Genomic DNA, 18,939 nt, shown 5'->3' on the forward strand with positions numbered 1-18,939 from the left:
TTAGGAGTTATACTCCTCCTTAGCTCAGCTGGTTAGAGCACCTGACTGTTAATCAGGGGGTCCTAGGTTCAAGTCCTAGAGGGGGAGCAAAAAACCTTTCTTAATGGGTTTAAAAATATATTAGGAGTTATACACTCCTCCTTAGCTCAGCTGGTTAGAGCACCTGACTGTTAATCAGGGGGTCCTAGGTTCAAGTCCTAGAGGGGGAGCAAAAAGAAGCCATCCAATTTGGGTGGCTTTTTTCATATCCTTCCTCTCCTATTCAAAAAATCTTCTAATTTTGTTGGGTTCAAAAATATAACCCGTGAAAAATAAGTTACTAGCACTTCTATTCCTTTTGGTCATATCAATCCAATCAAAAGCTTTTAATCCTGTTCAACAAGATTCTATTCCCTATTTTAAAAACTCCAGAAACATCTTAAATCCAGGTTTGGGCAAAGAAGTTTTCAGCAGCAAAAACCTGATTATCTTTGGTGGTTTATTAGGAGGAGCTTTCTTAATAGATGAATGGGCCAGCGATAAAATCAAGGACAACCAATCTTCTTTTGCAGGCAAATACACGGATTTCTTTAATGAATTTGGTGAAAAAAAGATCATTGCTCCTTCGATAGTAGCAACATGGGCAATTGGTGCAATAATAAAAGATGAAAGACTTTCCAATACAGCACTCAACTCTGCGAAAGCATTGGCTACTGGAGCAATTTTAACCGAAGGGATTAAAATTATTGCTGGTCGTTCTCGTCCTGATCAGATGCATGGCAATATGCACTTTGATGCTTTTGGAGGAAATTCCAACAATACCAAATCATTTCCGTCAGGACATGCATTTGTGGCATGGTCTGTGTTCACACCTTTTGCCGAAGAATATAGCAAATGGATCTATGTAATTCCAGCATCGGTAAGTTTAGCAAGAATGTACCGAAACAGACACTGGTTCTCAGATGTTGTTTTAGGTGGAGGAATTGGCTATTTTGCAGGCCTTTATTTTCACAAACGCAAAAATCAGAGGGTATTATTTAGTGGAAATGGAATAGTAATCAAATTTTAAACAACAACACAAACAACCTACACAACCAAAAAATTTTAGTTATGAGTATTACTAAAGTATTTAAAAAATTTCCCAGAACCTTTTGGGTAGCCAACACCATTGAGCTTTTCGAACGATGGGCTTGGTACGGCTTTTTCATGTTATTTGCCAACTACCTTACAGGATCAACAGATATTGGAGCACTTGGATTATCGCAGGCACAAAAAGGAATTATCATGGGAGTTGGAACAGGTATTTTATACTTCCTTCCTGTTATTACTGGTGCAATTGCAGATAAATATGGGTATAAACGTGTTTTAGGAATTTCATTTGTTGTATACAGCACTGCTTTTATTGCCCTGCCTCTATTCAATACTTTTGCAGGAGTATTTGCCATGTATCTATACTTGGCATTAGGTGCAGCTTTGTTTAAGCCTATTATATCTGCCACTGTAGCAAAAACAACCGACGAAGAAACCTCATCCATTGGTTTTGGAATCTTTTATATGATGGTTAACATTGGAGCATTTATTGGTCCTTTGGTGACACTCGCATACAAAGACAGTGGCTACACTACTGTTTTCTACATTTCGGCTGGTGTAATCTTAATCAATTTTATCTTGATTCTGTTCTACAAGGAGCCTGAAAGAGAAATCAAACAAGAATCATTAGGGGAAGCAATTGGTAATGTATTCAAAAATATAGGAACCGCCCTAAGCGATTTTAAATTTGTGATTTTTCTTCTTCTTGTTGCAGCATTCTGGAGCATGTACTATCAATTGTTCTTTACCTTGCCTGTATTTATTACACAGTGGGTTGATACTTCATCAGTTTACAATTTCTTTGAAGGTTTTATGCCAGCAGTAACGGAAACTTATGGTAAAGGTGGACAAATGGACTCAGAGTTTATCGTGAATTTCGATGCCATGTTCATCATCATCTTCCAGATTATTATCTCATCAATTGTAATGAAACTAAAGCCATTAAAAGCAATGATGGGTGGAATTTTGGTTTGTACCATTGGTATGGCACTAACCCTTTACACGCAAAATGTATTGTTTGTAATTACAGCAATCTTTATTTTCTCGATTGGTGAAATGGCCAGTTCTCCAAAAATTACAGAATACATTGGTAGAATTGCTCCAAAAGATAAAGTTGGCTTATACATGGGATGTTCTTTCCTACCTGTTTTTGCAGGTAGTACTCTTGGTGGAGTAATCTCAGGTAATGTATATGGCAGCATGTCAGATAAGGTGAACCTATTGGTTAAAGAAGTGGAAAAAAGAGGTTTGGATATTCCTGCTATCTCTAAAGATTTTTCAGCTACAGAATATTTCAATAGAGCTGGTGAATTAATGGGTATGAACCAAAACGAATTGACTCAATTCCTTTGGAACACCTACAATCCAGATAATATCTGGTATGTGATTTTAGCAATTGGCTTATTTGCTGTTATTGCTCTTTATTTCTACGATAAATTACTATTAAATAAAAAATCTTAACAATTACCATCGTAAAATGGTTAACAATTTTTAATCCCGCTTCAGCGGGATTTTTTTATGTCTTTTTCATCAAAATATTATTGAAAAATAAGGCTATCTAGCAGATATTTCATAATTTGGCCTCAATATTCCGTGCAACAGTAGTCACTTTTCCGTGATTTGTTCGTAGTATATACAACCACAACCATTTTTATGCTCTCAACCAAGGTATTAATAACGTACTAAGGATTTGTATATGATTAGAATTCTACGCACAAAACTCTATATATTAATTATTCTCTTAGCTAGTGTATTTTCTACACTGGCCCAAACTTCCGTTGAGCAATATTATCAAAATGCTGAAGGTAAATCAGGAATTGAATTAAAGACAGCTCTTCACAACATCATTAAATCACAAAAAGTGCTTGAATACAGCAGTGGTAATCCAAGCGTTTGGGATGCTTTAAAACAAACCGATGAAGATCCAGATAATCCAAACAATCTAATTCTAATATACACAGGTAGGAGTGAAAAAAAATCTCGACAAGATGATGGGAAAAGCGATGATCCGGATTCTTGGAATCGCGAGCATATTTGGGCAAAATCCTATGGATTAGGCAATCCTTATGATGATCCAGGAGCTGCCACCGACATACACGCATTGCGCCCTGCCGACAGGAGTGTAAATACTGATCGATGGAATAAGTTTTTTGATAATGGGGGAACTCAAAACTCAGAAGCAACAGGATGTTATTCAGATGGAGATTCATGGGAACCAAGAGATGAGGTGAAAGGTGATGTTGCCCGAATGATTTTTTACATGACAGTACGTTATGAGGGAACCAATGGTGAACCTGATTGCGAGATGACCAATGATATGAACCTATACAATTCAGGTGAAACTGTTCATGGCCGAAAGGCAACATTATTGGAATGGCACAAACAAGATCCTGTAAGTGAATGGGAACGTAAACGAAATGAGAAAATCTACGAAATTCAAGAAAATAGAAATCCTTTCATCGATCACCCAGAGTATGCCAATTACATTTGGCTAAACGAAAGTCCAGCTGAGTTCAATCTTACCTCTACCATTCCTGTTAACAACACTTCTAATGTGGAAGTGAATGCGGAATTAATGGTGAATTTTACTCAAGAAGTTTCGGCGGGAGAAGGAAATTTAATTATTCACAATAAGGATGATAATAGTATTTTCGAAACCATTAAAATGAATAATACTTCATTGGTAACTTTCGATGGCAAAACAGTTAAAGTACTCCCTTACAATAATTTTAAGGCTGGAAATAGCTACTATATCAAAATAGAAACCAATGCCATTAAGAATGCTGATGGGGAATATTTTAAAGGAATTGATAATAATTACACATGGGCATTCTCAACAGGTAATTTAGTACTCGATCCTCTTGAAATTACTGCCAGAGTTCCTCTAAATGAAGCAGAAAATGTTAGCTCAGATATTGAAATTAGTATGGATTTTAATCATTCTGTAAGTGCTGGAAATGATAGTGATGGATTTAAAGTTTACAATTCAGAGGATGATCTGATAGAATATTTGGGTGCTTCCAATACGAGCATTGAGTATGATGACAATGTGATTACAATTAGTTTAAGCAACGAATTGGAAGAAGGTGAAAGCTATTACATCTTAATTGATGAAAAGGCTGTGAAGGATGCTGCAGGCAATTATTTCAAAGGTATTTCGGATAAAACGGAATGGACTTTTACAACAGATAGAACCACAAGCATAGATGATCCTTTTACCAATGATGCCAAACCTGCATTCTATCCTAATCCAAGTAGTAGAACCATTTATCTTACCAATCAACAAAATGTTGAAAAAATTAGAATTATAAACCTTACAGGGAAACCAATCATAGAAGAAAGCGGACAAACTTCTTTAAGCTTATCCAGCCTTCCAAAAGGCATTTACATCCTAACATTTTCCATGAAGGATGGAACAAGAATCTCGAAAAAACTAATCAAGAAATAAAGAAAGCGGTTGATGATTCAACCGCTTTTTCTTTCAAGTAAAAACAATTACTAATTGTTCATTACTCATTATTAATTGATCACTACTCTTTCCAGGTTGCATCCTTCTTGTCGCCGAATACGTACTTCACCAATTCAGGATGGTCGATGAATGGGTTACGATTCTTCTGGAAACCGTAAATGATATTGTTTCTTCTGATTTCATAAGGGTCAACCGGATCCAACTCATTCCACTTCAACAAATCATCCAACTTACCCATACGAGCTTCTTTATCTATAACTCCTGAGTTATCAACTTTAAAGTCATAACGAACTGCCATGTAAAAAATCATTCGGGCGACATCTCCTTTAGCGCTTAATGGCGGTTCATAAAATTGAGTATTAGATGTTCTAGGGCCATTCACATCGCCAAAGTTTTTATTGCCTCTGGTACTATTTTCTCTACTGTATGATGCTCTTAAATGATGACCATCGGTACCTGCTCCTGGAGATGTACCAAAATCACCATGTGATTTGGCCCAAACATGCTCTCTGTTCCACTCGTCGCTTACACCAGCACTATGATCATTTTTAGCTCTTCCAGTTTCCGTATAAATCTGCCATACTTGTCTTTCATCTGCTGGATTCTGGTCACCTGCTTCACACATGTCCCAAACATCGTATGATGAACTGCTTGTATACTCCAATTTAATAGCGCCAGTGGAGATAATTTCTTGCAATTCCTCTCTTAAATCATCACCTTTAAGAGTAGATGCAGAGGTATAATAGTTCTTTGGAATTCGTACAGACATCATGTGCTGTCCCTCTTCAACAGTTGCTACATACTCTTTGGGAGTATAATTCACAATAATCTTACCTTCTGAGTCTACGTTAGGAGTCAAATAGTTCTCTCTATCCGTATTCTTATTATCATCAGGTTGGTCTGGCTGATCTGGTTGTTCGATATCAGTATCTGGTGCTGAATTATCGCCGCTTCCTGAATCACAAGAGAACAGGAAGAAGTTGAACATTAACAGCAACAATAAAATCTTTTTCATCGTTCTAACAATTTATTAAAAAATAGGGCATTGTTAAAGAACAATGCCCTAAAATTATATTATAAACTTACTTATTCAATTGTAATGTCATCAACTAATAAATCGTAAGCTTGTTCTTTACCAACTTTTAAGGCAAATAGAGATTCTCCTGCTGTTGTTTGAAGAGCAACATCAGTAATGTTTAATGTAACTTTAACCCATTCTCCACTTGTATCAATTGTTCCAGTATAGGAATTAGACGAAGAAGGTTCAATAGTTGCTTCTGCAGAATAGTCACCTAAATTGAATCGAGCATATCCATCCGCTTTGTAAACATTTAAAGATAACGATTTACCTGAAGTTCCTTTAATGTAGAATACAATTTTAGTTTTTCCTGTAGCATCGAATCCTTCTGGTACAGTTGCAGTAAATACATAATCATTACCTGTAGGGGTAGTCTTAATCTGCATGGCTTTACCACCATTTCTTCCTTCAGTACTTTGTTCTACATAGGATTTTAAACCATAATTATTCAAAGCTCCTGTAAAAGCATTCCAATCTTCAAAATCAGAACCTGGGAAAAGGCTTGCTGCATTGGTATCACCTCCATTATCGCCACCGCCAGTGTCGCCACCACCTTCTGTATAATTGAATTTCACGTTATCAAGTTGCCATGTTCCGCTGTTATCTTTGCTTCCTGTATACTTAAAAGCAATGTGAACTGTTCCCGAATATGATGAAAGATCGATATCACCCGAGTTCGTAAATTCACTGCTGTAACCTGTTGCGTTTTTAGGAGCAAGTGTTACAGTTAGTGGCTGCCAATTAGCAGCAGCTAAGTCCTTATTAAAATCAGTTGCAATGAATACCTCTAAAGTCTCATCCTTAGAATAACCTGCCTTTGTTTCGAAGCTAAAGTTTTTATTAGCTGCAGCATCAAGATCTAAACCCGGAGTTACAACCCAAGCCTCCATAGCATCCAATTCTGAATTATAACCTGATGCCTGAATGTACTTATTACCACTGTACTCTTTACCAATCCAGTTTCTATCACCTGCTGTGGCTCCAACAAACCAACCTTCCAATGCCACATCGCTCTCTGCAGTAACATTATCGAATGCCTCATTTAATTCTGTTACAGTAACATCAGCAGGAGGAGCTGCTACAGTGTTAAACTTCACATTATCAACTTGGAAAGTACCACCTTTTGTACCAGCTTCCGCTTCGTATTTAAAGGCAATATAAACAGTACCATTATATCCGGAAAGATCAATATCTCCCGATTTTACCCAGTCCGAATACTTATCAGCTGTTCCACTGGCAATATTAGCAGACAATTCTGTCCATGTAGCAGAATTCACATCTGTTGCCAAATCAGTAGAAATCAACACCTTCAAAGTAGCACCGGTATTGTATCCATTCTTAGTCTCGAAATTAAAAATCTTATTCTCAGCATTGGTAACATCCAAACCTGGAGTAATCAACCAAGAAACATTTTTCGCATCTTCAGAATTGTATTCCGAAGCCTGAGCATATTTGGTACCATTGTACTCTTTTCCTTGCCACTTGCGTGTTCCTTCAGTATATACATTATTCCATCCTTCAAATGCAACATCTTCGTAATTTACGATCGCGTCAAAAGTTTCATTTAAACTGGTAACTGCGTTTCCTAAAGTAACTTCACCAGCAGATCCACCACCAGTAGATCCATCGAAACGCTCTCCAGTCATGTCAACATCTTCCAAAGAACGAATCATCATCTGCTTGTCATTACCAAACTTACTTAAAACACCAACAATGGTACCTGATCCCTGAGGTAAAACTTCATCGTAGAAGTTGCTGTAACCACTGTTACGTACAATTAGTTTGTTTCCTTTGGGACCAACAAGATCACGGTTCGAACTCTTATCCTTTTCTGCATAAGTCAAAGTACCATCTGCATCTTCGAACTGAGCAGCAGTAATCTTTACTAATGTACTAACCAATGAATTGTACAAATCATTGTCTTTAAGCTCCTCAAGAGAAACTTCTTTTGGCTGTAGCTCTATAGGTAGACCATTCAAGAAGATATGATCTTTAATTAAACCTGGATCAATACCTGCAAGGTTTGTATACTTACCATTTTGGAAAGTTCCTCCACCAAGTTGAACCAATCCATTGTAATCACCCAAAACCAAACCTTTCACTTTAATGAATACCTGTTGTCCAGGTTTCATCATTGAAGAAAGACCTTTTTCATTAATTTTTACTTCGATACCACCAGTAGCACCTTCACGGCTATCTTGAACGATAATTTGCTTGTAGAAGTTTCCTTCAGTATCGTCAGATACAACATATCCTTCAATTACCAAATCTTCTTCAATAGTTTCAAATTCACCATTGGTATGTTTTGCTTTCAAGTCAGTAATTGATGTATTTGAAGCACCTTCATACTCAGGTACCATAATCTCTGGTTGGTCAAAATCATTATCAACACAAGCTACAAAGCTGGTTGCAAGACCCGCTGTAATTAATGCAGCGTAGAAAAACTTTTTAATGCTCTTCATATCTTAGTTTTTATAGAATTTAGATTAAAAACGAACACTTAGGTTCACGAAATAAGTACGACCATAATAGTAGTACAATTTATCTCCAAAATTACGATCTGAATCTACAGAAGATCTACTCTGTTCGTATCCTCCGGTAGTGATATCTGTATCATCCAAAACATTGTTTACACTTGCATTTAAAGAAATGTAGTAATCATTAATTTTCCATGATTTACCAATGTTCAAATCTAAAGTGAAAGCTTCATCAAGCTGACGCTGATTGATCGTAGTATTCCAATCATCTGATCCTGGAGTAAGACCTTCAACAGCTTTAGAAGTTCTTCTTGCAGGATGGAAATCCAAGTATGTATCATCGTAATAATTGGCATTAATACCAGCCCACCAATATTTTGGTGAAGAGTATTTTAATCCAACAGTAGCAGCTGTTTGCGGAGTCCCCGGAACATAGAAGTTCTTAGCATATACTGTATTGGTTTCACTTTCCAAGTCTATATCTACTGCAACTTCTTTCATTTCAGGTCTTGAATCATAAATGTATTGACCTTTAGATGCTGCGAAAATCGCTGTTAAGGTTGGTGTCAATTTTGCTTCAACACCCAATTCAACTCCCATGTGTTCTTTATCAATGCCTGTTAAAATTGCATTTACAAAAGCACTTTGTCCGTTTTGGAAGTTACTTGTAAAATAGTTTCTAACTTGAGTTTGATCCTCGAAACGAGTGTAGAAACCTTTTATGCTTGCCTTAACAAAAGGTGAACGTAATTGGTAACCTGCATCGAAAGACATGATTTTTTCTTCCTCAAGATTATCAACCCACTTATTTCTTGTTCTTGCTGATTCAAATGCATTTCTCAGGAAAGGAGCTCTAGTTTGATAAGCAGCATTTGCAGTAAAGTAGTTACGTCCGTTCAATTTGTAAGTTAAACCTCCTTTAACGCCAAAGTTAGTAAAATCTTTCTTACTACTTTCTCCGTATGATTGATCGGCGAAGATGGCTTTTCTCATGTTACCTTCTCTCCACATTTTTGTCTGACTTACTTCAGCACCAATGTAACCTTCCCACTGGTTGTAAACGAAATCAGTTTGTGCAAAGAATCCTGCTTTTCTCAAATGAACATCGTAATCGAAACCAAAAGTATCACCTTCTTTTACTTTTCTATCCGGATTATTCAAATCGTTATCTCTCATTGAAGTTGGAGCATACTTGTCGTAATCCAATAAGTATTCAGCACCTAACAAATCGTCCATTACATTAAAACGGCTACCAATGTAATAAGTGTAATCCAAGCCAGCTGTTAAATTCCAGTTGTTGTTAATTTCCTTTGTATATGTTGTATTGGCCATTAACTGTTCAGCATCATATCGATTCTCTTCCACATAATACTGTGCATTAGGATCGTTGCTGTTCACCTGGTACATTCTGTCCCAATCGATGTGACGAACTTTTGGATCAGTTTTCCATAGTCTTGCAACCTCTTCAGGATTTGCTGAGTTACTAGGTAACTTATTATAGTAGTCCGGACGTGGATCAGGAGCATTAAACCATCCTAATCTGGTGCTACCATTACGCCCAAATGTATATGAAACACCTGTTTTCAAATTGCTTTTCTCATTGATTTTCCAATCGTGGTTCAACATGAAAACTGGTTGGTGAGACTTGCCCACTCTTGAGTTTCTTTTATCACCATTCTGATATCCCCAGTATGGGTTGTAATAGTTATCGCCAACAAGATCGTAAACTTCCTGAGTTGATGCACCACCTTTACCTCTTTCGCTAGGAGCAGCAAATACTGTTAGGTTTAAGCTGTGATTATCATTCAACTGCTTGTAAGCAGATAGGAAATAGCTGTAAGCATCATAAAAAGTTGCATCAACATATCCTTCATCACCCCAACGACGCGATCCAGATACTGTGAATGCCCAACCATTCTCCATTAATCCTGTTGAATGCGTGGCCATTACACGGTTAGCGTAACTTTTGTTTGAACGAGAGTAAACCAATTTGGTTCCTACTCTTTGGTCGATTGCACTGGTGTTAATATTTGTTGTTCCACCAACACCGCCAAATCCAAAATCATTTGAACCTAAACCGTAATATATTTCCTGGTTACGAGTAGCATCGTTCAAACCACCCCACTTGTACCAGTATCCTCTACCATTCTCCATGTCGTTCATCAACATTCCGTTCATACGGATGCTGGTATTGTCGGTGCTATATCCACGAGTTTTGAATCGCAACTGACTGAAGACATAACCTGCATTCGAAACAAACACATCCTTTGAGCTTGCCAATAAGCCTGAGATGTTCTCTTTCGAACCTTCATCATCTAATTCTTCATCGGTTAAGGAAGAAAAGTCAAAATCCTTAAAAGATTGACTCAAAGCGCTTGGCTCCAACTCAACCACCTTAAGGTCAAGTGTGCTTCCTGCGACAACATTCACTGCCATCGACACGCTTTTAAAATCTTGTAAAATAAACTCCAACAAGTGTTTGCCTTGCGGAACTTCAGAGATCAGAAAATTACCCTCAGCATCAGTAAAAGCACTTAAGTTGGTACCCAATACTTCAACCTTTACCTGAGATAGATAATTTCTGTCTACAGAGTTTCTCACCTTACCACTAACATTCCCGGTTTGGGCATGCAATGCAAAAGATGAAAGTACTCCCATTAGTAGAAACAGAAGAATCTTTTTCATGAAATTAAATAATTTGATTAGTACAGTTAGGCATTTGGAAGCTACCTACCTCTCCCCTGGTAAAAGCAAATTCCAAAAAACCACAAATTTGCTTTCAACGAAGTATTTGTTGAGGGATAATAAAATGGTGTGTTTTAACGATTGCAAAACTAATAATATTAATCACAATCTCATATTAAGAATGGGTTAATTTGATTAAGTGTTGCAATATCTGTTATCAATGGTCGAGTTTAACGCATAACTTTTGATTAACAACCATATATCAAAGATTACATAGACTAAAATCATTGTTAAAAAGAATAATTAATGCCAATCAATGGTTAAAATTAGACCGTAATGAATTTCATCACTTTTTCAAGTTGAGTTTTTCCCTACTATGGAACCGTAGCGTAGCGGAGCTCGTGAACACAATTGAAAAATGATTTTAATGTGAACAAAATCCCTACAGGGAAAAGGGTGAAATCAAAACAATATAATCAAAAACACCCTTCTGGCTGTCGCCATCTTCCCTAAAAGGGAAGAATTTCTATATAAGCCTTACTATTGTTTTTGGTGCTGTGTGATTTACAATGGGTAATTCTAAAGAAGTGCCTAAAGTACTTAGAATACTTGGAGTACTTAAAGTATTAACACTATAATATTTTTAAAATCAGTTTATTCAATACAAGCTTAAATGAGTAATTGTAATGTTTATACCATACATTTTAATTTTAAGTACTATTTAGTAACTCACCCACTAAAAATCATATAGAGCCTTGTTTTTAAAATATTTTCAACCTTTGATTCGTATAATTAATATCTTATCCTTATTCTATTTTGCACTAAAAGCTATTAGATTTTCCTTACTAAAACGAATATGTTATTAAAGGACAAATCTCCTTTTCCTAATTTTATATCCTCTACTAACTCATTCCGTTTTTATAATCGCTAAAAAAGCTTTAATATTGCAAGGCAATTCGTTGCCAACCATTTTGACTGTAAAATCAATCTATTCTCCCCGATTGATTGGGATAGTTTCCATTCCCTTGTTTTATTTAGAAATTTAGAATCAAACTATTGCAGAACATTTTCTGCCATAATTACAGAATTCACATGATAAGAATGAGAACAATAGCAGCCTTATTATTGGCTTTTTTGATGGTTTCATCTGGTGAGTCGTTCGCACAAAAGAAAGACTACCAAGTGGCCTGCGTAGGTTTTTACAATTTGGAGAACCTTTTCGATACGATTGACGATCCAAACAAACGCGATGAAGAATACCTGCCAGGAGGAAAAAGAAAATGGAGCAAAGCCAGATATGAAGACAAACTTTTCAATATGGCTCACATCATTTCTCTAATGGGAAAAAATGGTGTACAAGAGGGAGTATCAATTCTTGGTGTTTCGGAGATTGAAAATCGTAATGTATTGGAGGATTTGGTACAACAGTCACCAATTAAAAACAGAAACTACCAAATTGCACATTTCGAATCGCCTGACAAACGTGGTATTGATGTAGGTTTGTTGTACAATCCGAAACATTTTAAACTTTTGGATCAGAAAAAATACAAGTATCAGCCACTTAAAGAAAATGGAGATACTCTTTACACTCGAGATCAGTTATTGGTAAGCGGATTGTTATTTGGCGATAAGGTACATGTAATTGTAAATCACTGGCCATCGCGATATGGTGGTGAAAAGAAAAGCCGTCCTAATAGAAATGGTGCTGCTGCAGTTACTCGTTCTATTGCCGATTCACTTTTAAAAGATGATGCCAACGCAAAAATCTTTATCATGGGCGATTTAAACGACGACCCAATCAACGAAAGTGTGAAGAAAGTAATTGGTACCAAAGCAAGCAAAAAGAAGGTGCAAGGAGGTTTATTCTATAATCCTTGGGAAAATCTATACAAAAATGGAATTGGAACCCTTGCTTACCGCGATAGCTGGAATTTGTTCGATCAAATTCTTCTTTCAAATCCTTTGGTACACACAAAGGGCGGATTCACTTACCTGAAATCGGAAATACTAAGAGAAAAATTCATGTTTACCGAGAGTGGACGTTACAAAGGATATCCTAAAAGAACTTTTTCATTTGACAACTACGTAGGTGGTTATAGCGATCACCTGCCAGTGTTTGTTTATCTTGTAAAAGAGAAATAGAAACACTGATAATATTTTTAGGAAGGCTGAACCTGTAATGGGTTCAGCCTTTTTTATTCACAAATCTTACGAAAATAGGTAAGGATATGCTGTAGCTTTATATAATAGCTTTATCATTGAAAAATTGACAAAATGTGCAAAAACCGAATATTGAATTGAATGGTGACTTTATTTATTAAACAGGCTAGCTAGTGTCAAGTGATTTGTGAAAATACGGGTAAGTTGCAATCGCTTTTTGATCCGGCAGTTGCCAGATAGAAAAAGTAAGCATAGCCATAGCTACATGAGTCTTTTCTCATCTGCTGTTATTGGTCTGCCTTAGTTAAAGGGTGACTGATTTGCAAGATGTAAAGAGTCACCTTTTGACTTTTACCTGGAACGTTAGAGCAAGCATGACACGACACCAGTATCCCCTGTCTCGAGCAAATGACATCCCCAGCCTCGAGGGGAAAGTACTCCCTGCTTGCTGGGGAAACTGCTCCCTGCAACGAGGGGATGGCGTCCCCAAAAAATAAAAGCCCGAACTGCTTTGAGCCATTCGGACTTTCTATAGGCAAATGTATCCTTATTCAACAATCAAGATGTGCTCAAACTGAGTTTTACTCACTGTCTTTTTAAAATTATGTCCCGATGAATATTGCGTTATAATTTCCAATTCGTAATTGCCGGCACTTAAGGCCGGAACCATTACCATTAACTGTTTAGGGTCATTGGATATGATTTGATCGCACTTGTGGCGTATATCATCGGATTGGTTGATAAGGTAAACCCCCACAGATGCATCTTCACCAGCAACTTTTAAGCGATTGCCTTTCACAATAATTACATTGTTAGGAGTGATGATACTGTCCTCCTTCTCGCTTAGGCTATCAATTACTTTCCCTATTACAGGCTCACCAGTTTGTTTCCCAAGAATTTCTACTTGTGTTTTCTTTAGCACTTCGCGCAATTCATTACCTGAGGTAAAAGAAGCAATTAAACGGTGCTGTTCGGGATTGAATCTATCGGTAACCCCATTAAAAACTCCATTTACGGTAAGGTGGCCATGAAACACTCCTGTATTCACACTATAGCCCTGCGCCATCTTTTCAATAATCACCTGATTGCTACGCGAAAGGATATCAATAATGGTTGCCTCGTTGTGCTCCGATCCCCCTTTAATAATCTCTTTGGCAATGTCCTCAATTTTAATATTCCCCATTGGTTTTACCCGGGCATAAAAAATCATTAGGTCTTGGTGTTAAAGGGTTGTCTTGTAACCATAAATCAATTCTATTCATAACTTAAAATTTTAGTGATTTGATTATTTTTTATTAAACACTAAACAAGTTCATACAGTTTACATACAATGTCAAGGATATTTATCATGTCATTAAACACAGGATTTTATACAATAAGACCCTCATTAATACGTCATTGAACTTTACTTTTCTGAAACAAAAAACCCCGAATCGCAATGATTCGGGGTTTTAAAAATATTGTAATTATAATTACTTCAATGTAGGACCTTCTACGTACTCAAATTCAGGATTTGGACCTGATTTAGTACACTTGAACTCAATAGTATAATTGGTATTTGATCCATCATAAGTTGTAAATCCAATAATATAATGTACATCTACTCCTTGTACTTGAGTTACAGCGTCAGGATATTTGTTTGGCAGGTAAGCTGTTTTAATACCTTCCTTAACCGCATCTTGCCAAGTAGCAAAACTCTCATCGAATTTTCCACTTCTAATGTCAAAGTTTACATACTTAGAACCTGCACCATAATAATACTCAGAATCGCTATAATCAGAAGTCTTACCATGTGTATCTACCGAATAGTCTACAATAATCTGGTAATCTTCAGAAACCATTGTATAGGTTACTGTAGGATCAAATTTCCAACCTTCAGCTCCATAGAATACAAACTGATCCATTTTGGTTGGCATCGAGCTCCATACACCTTCTGAATAAGTATATTCAGCTGCAACGGTTCTAGTACCTCCAGCATAATATCTGTAAATCATTACCTTTACTTCACCTTCTTGTGCGTATGGATATTTCATACTTAAGAAAGTTGGAAGGTAATCTTCAGCAGGAACAGAACTAGAGAAGTTACCATATTTACCAGGGCCACTTCCCATTTCAGTATAATCACCTCTTTGTAAGTAGTATACATCTGATTTTGCCCATTCGCTTCCGTCAAACTCGTAATACTCTTCTACTTTTTCACCTTCAGCTCCTTGAGTTACACCTTTTACATCAAGTTGAGAAATTTCCCAGGTTGCCGCATCAGTAGCGTTAGATTTGTATACAAAAGCAACATGAATTTTCTTACCTGCGTAAGCAGACAAATCAATATTTCCAGACTCAACAAAAGTCCAGCTATCACCCGCTGGTGCATTCTCAATGGTTAATTCTGTCCAATCTGCAACATCTGGTGCTTGGGTTGCATCATACTTGTCTGAAACGTAAACAAAAGTTTGCTGCCAATCTCCTGATAAATAATTTAAAGCCTGTGAGAGATTAAGGAATGGATCAACTACATCAGCCAAATCAATTTCAGCAGAAATCAACCAATCTTCATTTTCATAGCGTGTACCACTAGAATAACCTGAAATTTTAGCATAATCAACTCCACCATAACCTGAATCATACCATTCTTGATCATCTCCTGTTACAGATACTGTTGTAAACTGAGATAAATCTGAAAAGCTAGCAGAGAAAAGGGTAACTTCAGAGTACTCATTTGGATCTGGATCTACATTTCTATAGTCATAACGAACCAAGCTAACATCTCCGTCTACAGCATCAGGATATTTTGCTGCAAGAATTTCAGGCAAGAAGTCATTTGCCGGATAACTTGGAGAGAAATACTGAGCAGCAGCAATCAATTCGTTTACCATTGCATACTGATCTTCTCCTAATTTAAAATAAGGAGCATCAGTATAAGCTGTTAGATATGCCAAATCTCTTGTATCAAAATTATAGTTCACCTTAATTGAAGATGTTTCATCCAATGTTTGGTACGCAGCATTTAAAGCTGCAGGCATATAAGCAGAAGCAGGTCTGTTATCGCTAAAACTTAATAAAGAAGCGATTTCTTTTGCTCTTGCAGTATCTTCTGCATTTTTAGCTGTTTCTAAAGCCAACTTGCTAATAGCTGCATATTGATCAGCGTTTAATGTAATTTCCAGCTGAGTTGGGTCGAAAGTCACCTTATCCAAAGCATCAAGCTCATCATAAGTGTCCTCCATCGGATCACAACTTGCAAATACAATTGCAAGTAATGAAAGCATATATATAAATTTTTTCATCTTAATTAATTTAAAGGTTTTGATAATGATTAAAATTTAACTTTTAAACCTGTTGACCAAGTTGTTCCGTAACCATACCATACCAAAGCAGAAGCTGCATTGTGTTGGTTTCCATCATCAGCTTTAGAAACATACTCTACATTAAACAAGTTATTTACCTTACCATTAACCGATGCATCAAGGTTACCAATTTTAAACTTGTAAACGAAGTTCATATCTACCAAGCTTACATCTGGCATTTCCCAAGAATCTACTCTATCTTCAGCACCATTGGTTCTGTTTGTAGGATCGAAATCAGCAAAGTGTCTTCCATTGTATAAGTAATCAATTCCAACTCTTAATTTAGGAAGTACTTCATAATTAATTTCAAGAGCTCCTGTTAACTGAGCAGAGTTACCAACATGTACATCCTTGATATATGCATTAAACTCATCGATTAATACATTGTTATCATCATATAAACTAAAGTTTACATCATCTTCATAAACCCAGTCTCCAACTGATAACATACCTTTAACAGTTAACTTCTTGCTAGGCTTGTAAGTCGCTTCAATTTCAATCCCTTTGTGTAATTGATTCAAACCTGTAATATTAGCAGTTTGTCCCTGAAGACTCATTACCAAACCTTTGTCAATCCAATTGGTCCAGTAAGCTGTTACTTTGGCATCAAAATTTGTTGAAGTATATCCATAACCCAATTCAGCAGTAATGATCTTCTCATACTTCACATCTTCATTCACTTCATTGGTATAATTCAAGAATACATTTCTAAAATAAGGTGATCTTTGAACGTAACCTCCGTTTACAAATACATTGTGAACTGAATTAATCTTATAATTGAAACCTGCTTTTACGTTCCAAGGAAAGAAATCTTCCCAATCTGATTCCTGCTCACCTGGAAGGTAGTTGAAGTAATCAACACGCTTGTATGCTTTTCTTGAAATTGCAGCAGAAACAAAGGCTGAATAATCATCTGCAACATATTCACCTTGTCCGAATACTCCGGTGTACAATACCTCACCATCATTGTAGTAAGAATATTTGTCCCCTTTCTTCAATTTTGTATAATCATCTCTGTTCTTATGACCATCAAGGAAGAAAGCACCACCTAATAAATCATCAATTTCTTTATAGTGTTCTCCTTTATAGTAACGTCCGTCAAAACCAGCTGTTAGCTTTAAATTATCAATATCCTTAGTGAATGTCGATAACAAACCAACCCAAGTGTGATTATTTACCGAGTTACCAATAATAGCTTGTGAACCTTCAGCAACGTAAGTTGCATTTCTTGCTGCAACTCCATCAAAATCAAGTAAACCATCACCAGTTCTCATTGTCTCATCATAGTCAGCACCAGTATATCTGTTAACACCCAACCAATTTTTCTGAGCACCATCTACACGACGTCCTCCACCTGAACCAATAGAAGCATATAGAGAAGTCGTCAGATTTGTTTTATCATCGATATTCCAGTAGTGATTCAACTGAGCTTGTGGCTTGTGGTAGTAGTTGTAACCGTAAGCTCCACCATATTCTTTTCCATCACGAATACCATAATCTGAATTGTATTTAAATTCATCCTTATGATCTCTATACTGCTGAATTGTGTGCTTGTTACCACGTTGATTGTGCCATTGAGGTGCACCTGTTATCATGAAAGCAAGAGAGTGCTTTTCATTAATTTTCTTAGAGATATTTGCATAATAAGCCCAAGCATCGAACTCAGTACCCTTAGCCCACATACTTCCATAGGTATGAGATCCTAATAAAGTAACAGCCCAACCATTATCCATTAGCCCTGTTGAAACAGAAAACAATTGCTTTTTACGACCATCGTTTGCTACACTTGTTTTAACAACACCACCTTTTTTAGCATCTGACGATTTTAAAAGCACGTTAATTGTACCCCCTACAGAAGAAAGTCCAAGTTTAGAAGCTCCAAGTCCTCTTTGCACCTGCATTGTACGAGTTACATCAGAAAGACCAGCCCAGTTCGACCAATAAACCTTACCTGATTCCATATCGTTAACAGGGATACCGTTAATCAATACTCCAACATTGTTTGAGTCAAATCCACGAACATAAACTGAAGCATCTCCAAATCCACCACCCTCTTTCGAAGTATAAATAGATGGAGTAGACTTTAAGATTTCAGGAAATTCCTGAGTTCCCAATTTGTTTTCAATTAATTCAGTAGAAATTGTTGACACAGATACAGGAGTTTGTCTGTCTGTTACGATCGAAGCCATAACACTTACTTCATTCAAACCAACAGCATCAGACTCAAGTTTAATAGTCCCCAAATCCTGAGCTCCTGACAAAGCGATTTCCTTATCAAGGAAACCAACAAAACTTACTATAACTTTTGATGCTCCTTGAGGCACTTGCAAAGCAAAAGAACCATCAAAACCTGAAACTGTACCCGAAGTGGTTCCTGGTACAACAATTGAAGCTCCTGGCAAACTTTCACCAGAATCTCCATCCACGACTACACCTTTTACGGTGGTTTGAGCAATAGCTGCAACGGACAGCATCAATACAGCCGCCATTGTCAAAATACTTCTCATTGCATTTTTCATAAAATGAATTGTTAGGTTAGTAATAGTGTAGCAAAATTGCTACAAAATCATCTCACATTCCTTGGAGAAAAGGATTACAAAAATGGTTCGTTTAAAACTTATTAACAAATAATCAACAATCACTTGCTTGGGATTCATC

The 18,939-nt window shown here is 36.7% G+C and carries 10 protein-coding genes and 2 tRNA genes; 6 read left to right on the forward strand and 6 right to left on the reverse strand.

The genetic code is table 11. The annotated features are described in order from the left end of the window. Window positions 1-13: 13 nt before the first annotated feature. The 5 genes from NQ163_RS16330 (at window position 14) to NQ163_RS16350 (ending at window position 4,516) form a co-directional block, all read left to right on the forward strand. Window positions 14-87: transfer RNA gene (locus NQ163_RS16330), tRNA-Asn, on the forward strand. Between the two features lie 48 nt (window positions 88-135). After that, window positions 136-209 (forward strand) — tRNA-Asn (locus NQ163_RS16335). Between the two features lie 95 nt (window positions 210-304). Further along, complete coding sequence (locus NQ163_RS16340; RefSeq protein WP_268191404.1) at window positions 305-1,048, forward strand: phosphatase PAP2 family protein; 744 nt, start codon at window positions 305-307, stop codon at window positions 1,046-1,048. Between the two features lie 41 nt (window positions 1,049-1,089). Continuing rightward, the gene (locus tag NQ163_RS16345; protein WP_268191405.1) at window positions 1,090-2,529 is read left to right on the forward strand and encodes an MFS transporter; all 1,440 of its coding nucleotides are present in this window, start codon (window positions 1,090-1,092) and stop codon (window positions 2,527-2,529) included. Window positions 2,530-2,764: 235 nt separating this feature from the next. After that, window positions 2,765-4,516, forward strand: a complete 1,752-nt coding sequence (locus NQ163_RS16350) for an endonuclease (RefSeq protein ID WP_268191406.1) — start codon at window positions 2,765-2,767, stop codon at window positions 4,514-4,516. 82 nt (window positions 4,517-4,598) lie between these two features. On the opposite strand, the gene NQ163_RS16355 is transcribed toward NQ163_RS16350, so the two are convergent. From NQ163_RS16355 to NQ163_RS16365, 3 genes are all read right to left on the reverse strand, one after another. After that, window positions 4,599-5,552, reverse strand: coding sequence for an endonuclease I family protein (locus NQ163_RS16355; protein ID WP_268191407.1), 954 nt, complete (start codon window positions 5,550-5,552; stop codon window positions 4,599-4,601). Between the two features lie 71 nt (window positions 5,553-5,623). Beyond that, window positions 5,624-8,077 carry a DUF5689 domain-containing protein gene (locus NQ163_RS16360; RefSeq protein WP_268191408.1) on the reverse strand — a complete coding sequence of 818 codons (2,454 nt, stop codon included), beginning with the start codon at window positions 8,075-8,077 and terminating at the stop codon, window positions 5,624-5,626. A 24-nt stretch (window positions 8,078-8,101) separates the two neighbouring features. Next, the gene (locus NQ163_RS16365; protein ID WP_268191409.1) at window positions 8,102-10,777 is read right to left on the reverse strand and encodes a carboxypeptidase-like regulatory domain-containing protein; all 2,676 of its coding nucleotides are present in this window, start codon (window positions 10,775-10,777) and stop codon (window positions 8,102-8,104) included. A gap of 1,101 nt (window positions 10,778-11,878) precedes the next feature. On the opposite strand from NQ163_RS16365, the gene NQ163_RS16370 reads away from it, so the two are divergent. Next, window positions 11,879-12,919, forward strand: coding sequence for an endonuclease/exonuclease/phosphatase family protein (locus NQ163_RS16370; RefSeq protein ID WP_268191410.1), 1,041 nt, complete (start codon window positions 11,879-11,881; stop codon window positions 12,917-12,919). Between the two features lie 565 nt (window positions 12,920-13,484). Here the strand turns inward: NQ163_RS16370 and NQ163_RS16375 are convergent. The 3 genes from NQ163_RS16375 to NQ163_RS16385 form a co-directional block, all read right to left on the reverse strand. Next, complete coding sequence (locus tag NQ163_RS16375; protein WP_268191411.1) at window positions 13,485-14,147, reverse strand: DNA-binding domain-containing protein; 663 nt, start codon at window positions 14,145-14,147, stop codon at window positions 13,485-13,487. A gap of 262 nt (window positions 14,148-14,409) precedes the next feature. Next, window positions 14,410-16,221: a choice-of-anchor J domain-containing protein gene (locus NQ163_RS16380; RefSeq protein ID WP_268191412.1), complete on the reverse strand. Its 1,812-nt coding sequence runs from the start codon at window positions 16,219-16,221 to the stop codon at window positions 14,410-14,412. Window positions 16,222-16,250: 29 nt separating this feature from the next. Next, window positions 16,251-18,800 carry a TonB-dependent receptor gene (locus tag NQ163_RS16385; RefSeq protein WP_268191414.1) on the reverse strand — a complete coding sequence of 850 codons (2,550 nt, stop codon included), beginning with the start codon at window positions 18,798-18,800 and terminating at the stop codon, window positions 16,251-16,253. Window positions 18,801-18,939 lie beyond the last annotated feature (139 nt).

Source organism: Marinifilum sp. D737 (assembly GCF_026672275.1).
Classification (GTDB): Bacteria; Bacteroidota; Bacteroidia; order Bacteroidales; family Marinifilaceae; genus Marinifilum.

Coding starts and splice junctions, on each gene's coding strand:
- NQ163_RS16375 (WP_268191411.1), bottom strand. CDS start 14,147: ATGATTTTTTATGCCCGGGTAAAACCAATGGGGAATATTAAAATTGAG.
- NQ163_RS16360 (WP_268191408.1), bottom strand. CDS start 8,077: ATGAAGAGCATTAAAAAGTTTTTCTACGCTGCATTAATTACAGCGGGT.
- NQ163_RS16385 (WP_268191414.1), bottom strand. CDS start 18,800: ATGAAAAATGCAATGAGAAGTATTTTGACAATGGCGGCTGTATTGATG.
- NQ163_RS16345 (WP_268191405.1), top strand. CDS start 1,090: ATGAGTATTACTAAAGTATTTAAAAAATTTCCCAGAACCTTTTGGGTA.
- NQ163_RS16370 (WP_268191410.1), top strand. CDS start 11,879: ATGAGAACAATAGCAGCCTTATTATTGGCTTTTTTGATGGTTTCATCT.
- NQ163_RS16365 (WP_268191409.1), bottom strand. CDS start 10,777: ATGAAAAAGATTCTTCTGTTTCTACTAATGGGAGTACTTTCATCTTTT.
- NQ163_RS16380 (WP_268191412.1), bottom strand. CDS start 16,221: ATGAAAAAATTTATATATATGCTTTCATTACTTGCAATTGTATTTGCA.
- NQ163_RS16350 (WP_268191406.1), top strand. CDS start 2,765: ATGATTAGAATTCTACGCACAAAACTCTATATATTAATTATTCTCTTA.
- NQ163_RS16355 (WP_268191407.1), bottom strand. CDS start 5,552: ATGAAAAAGATTTTATTGTTGCTGTTAATGTTCAACTTCTTCCTGTTC.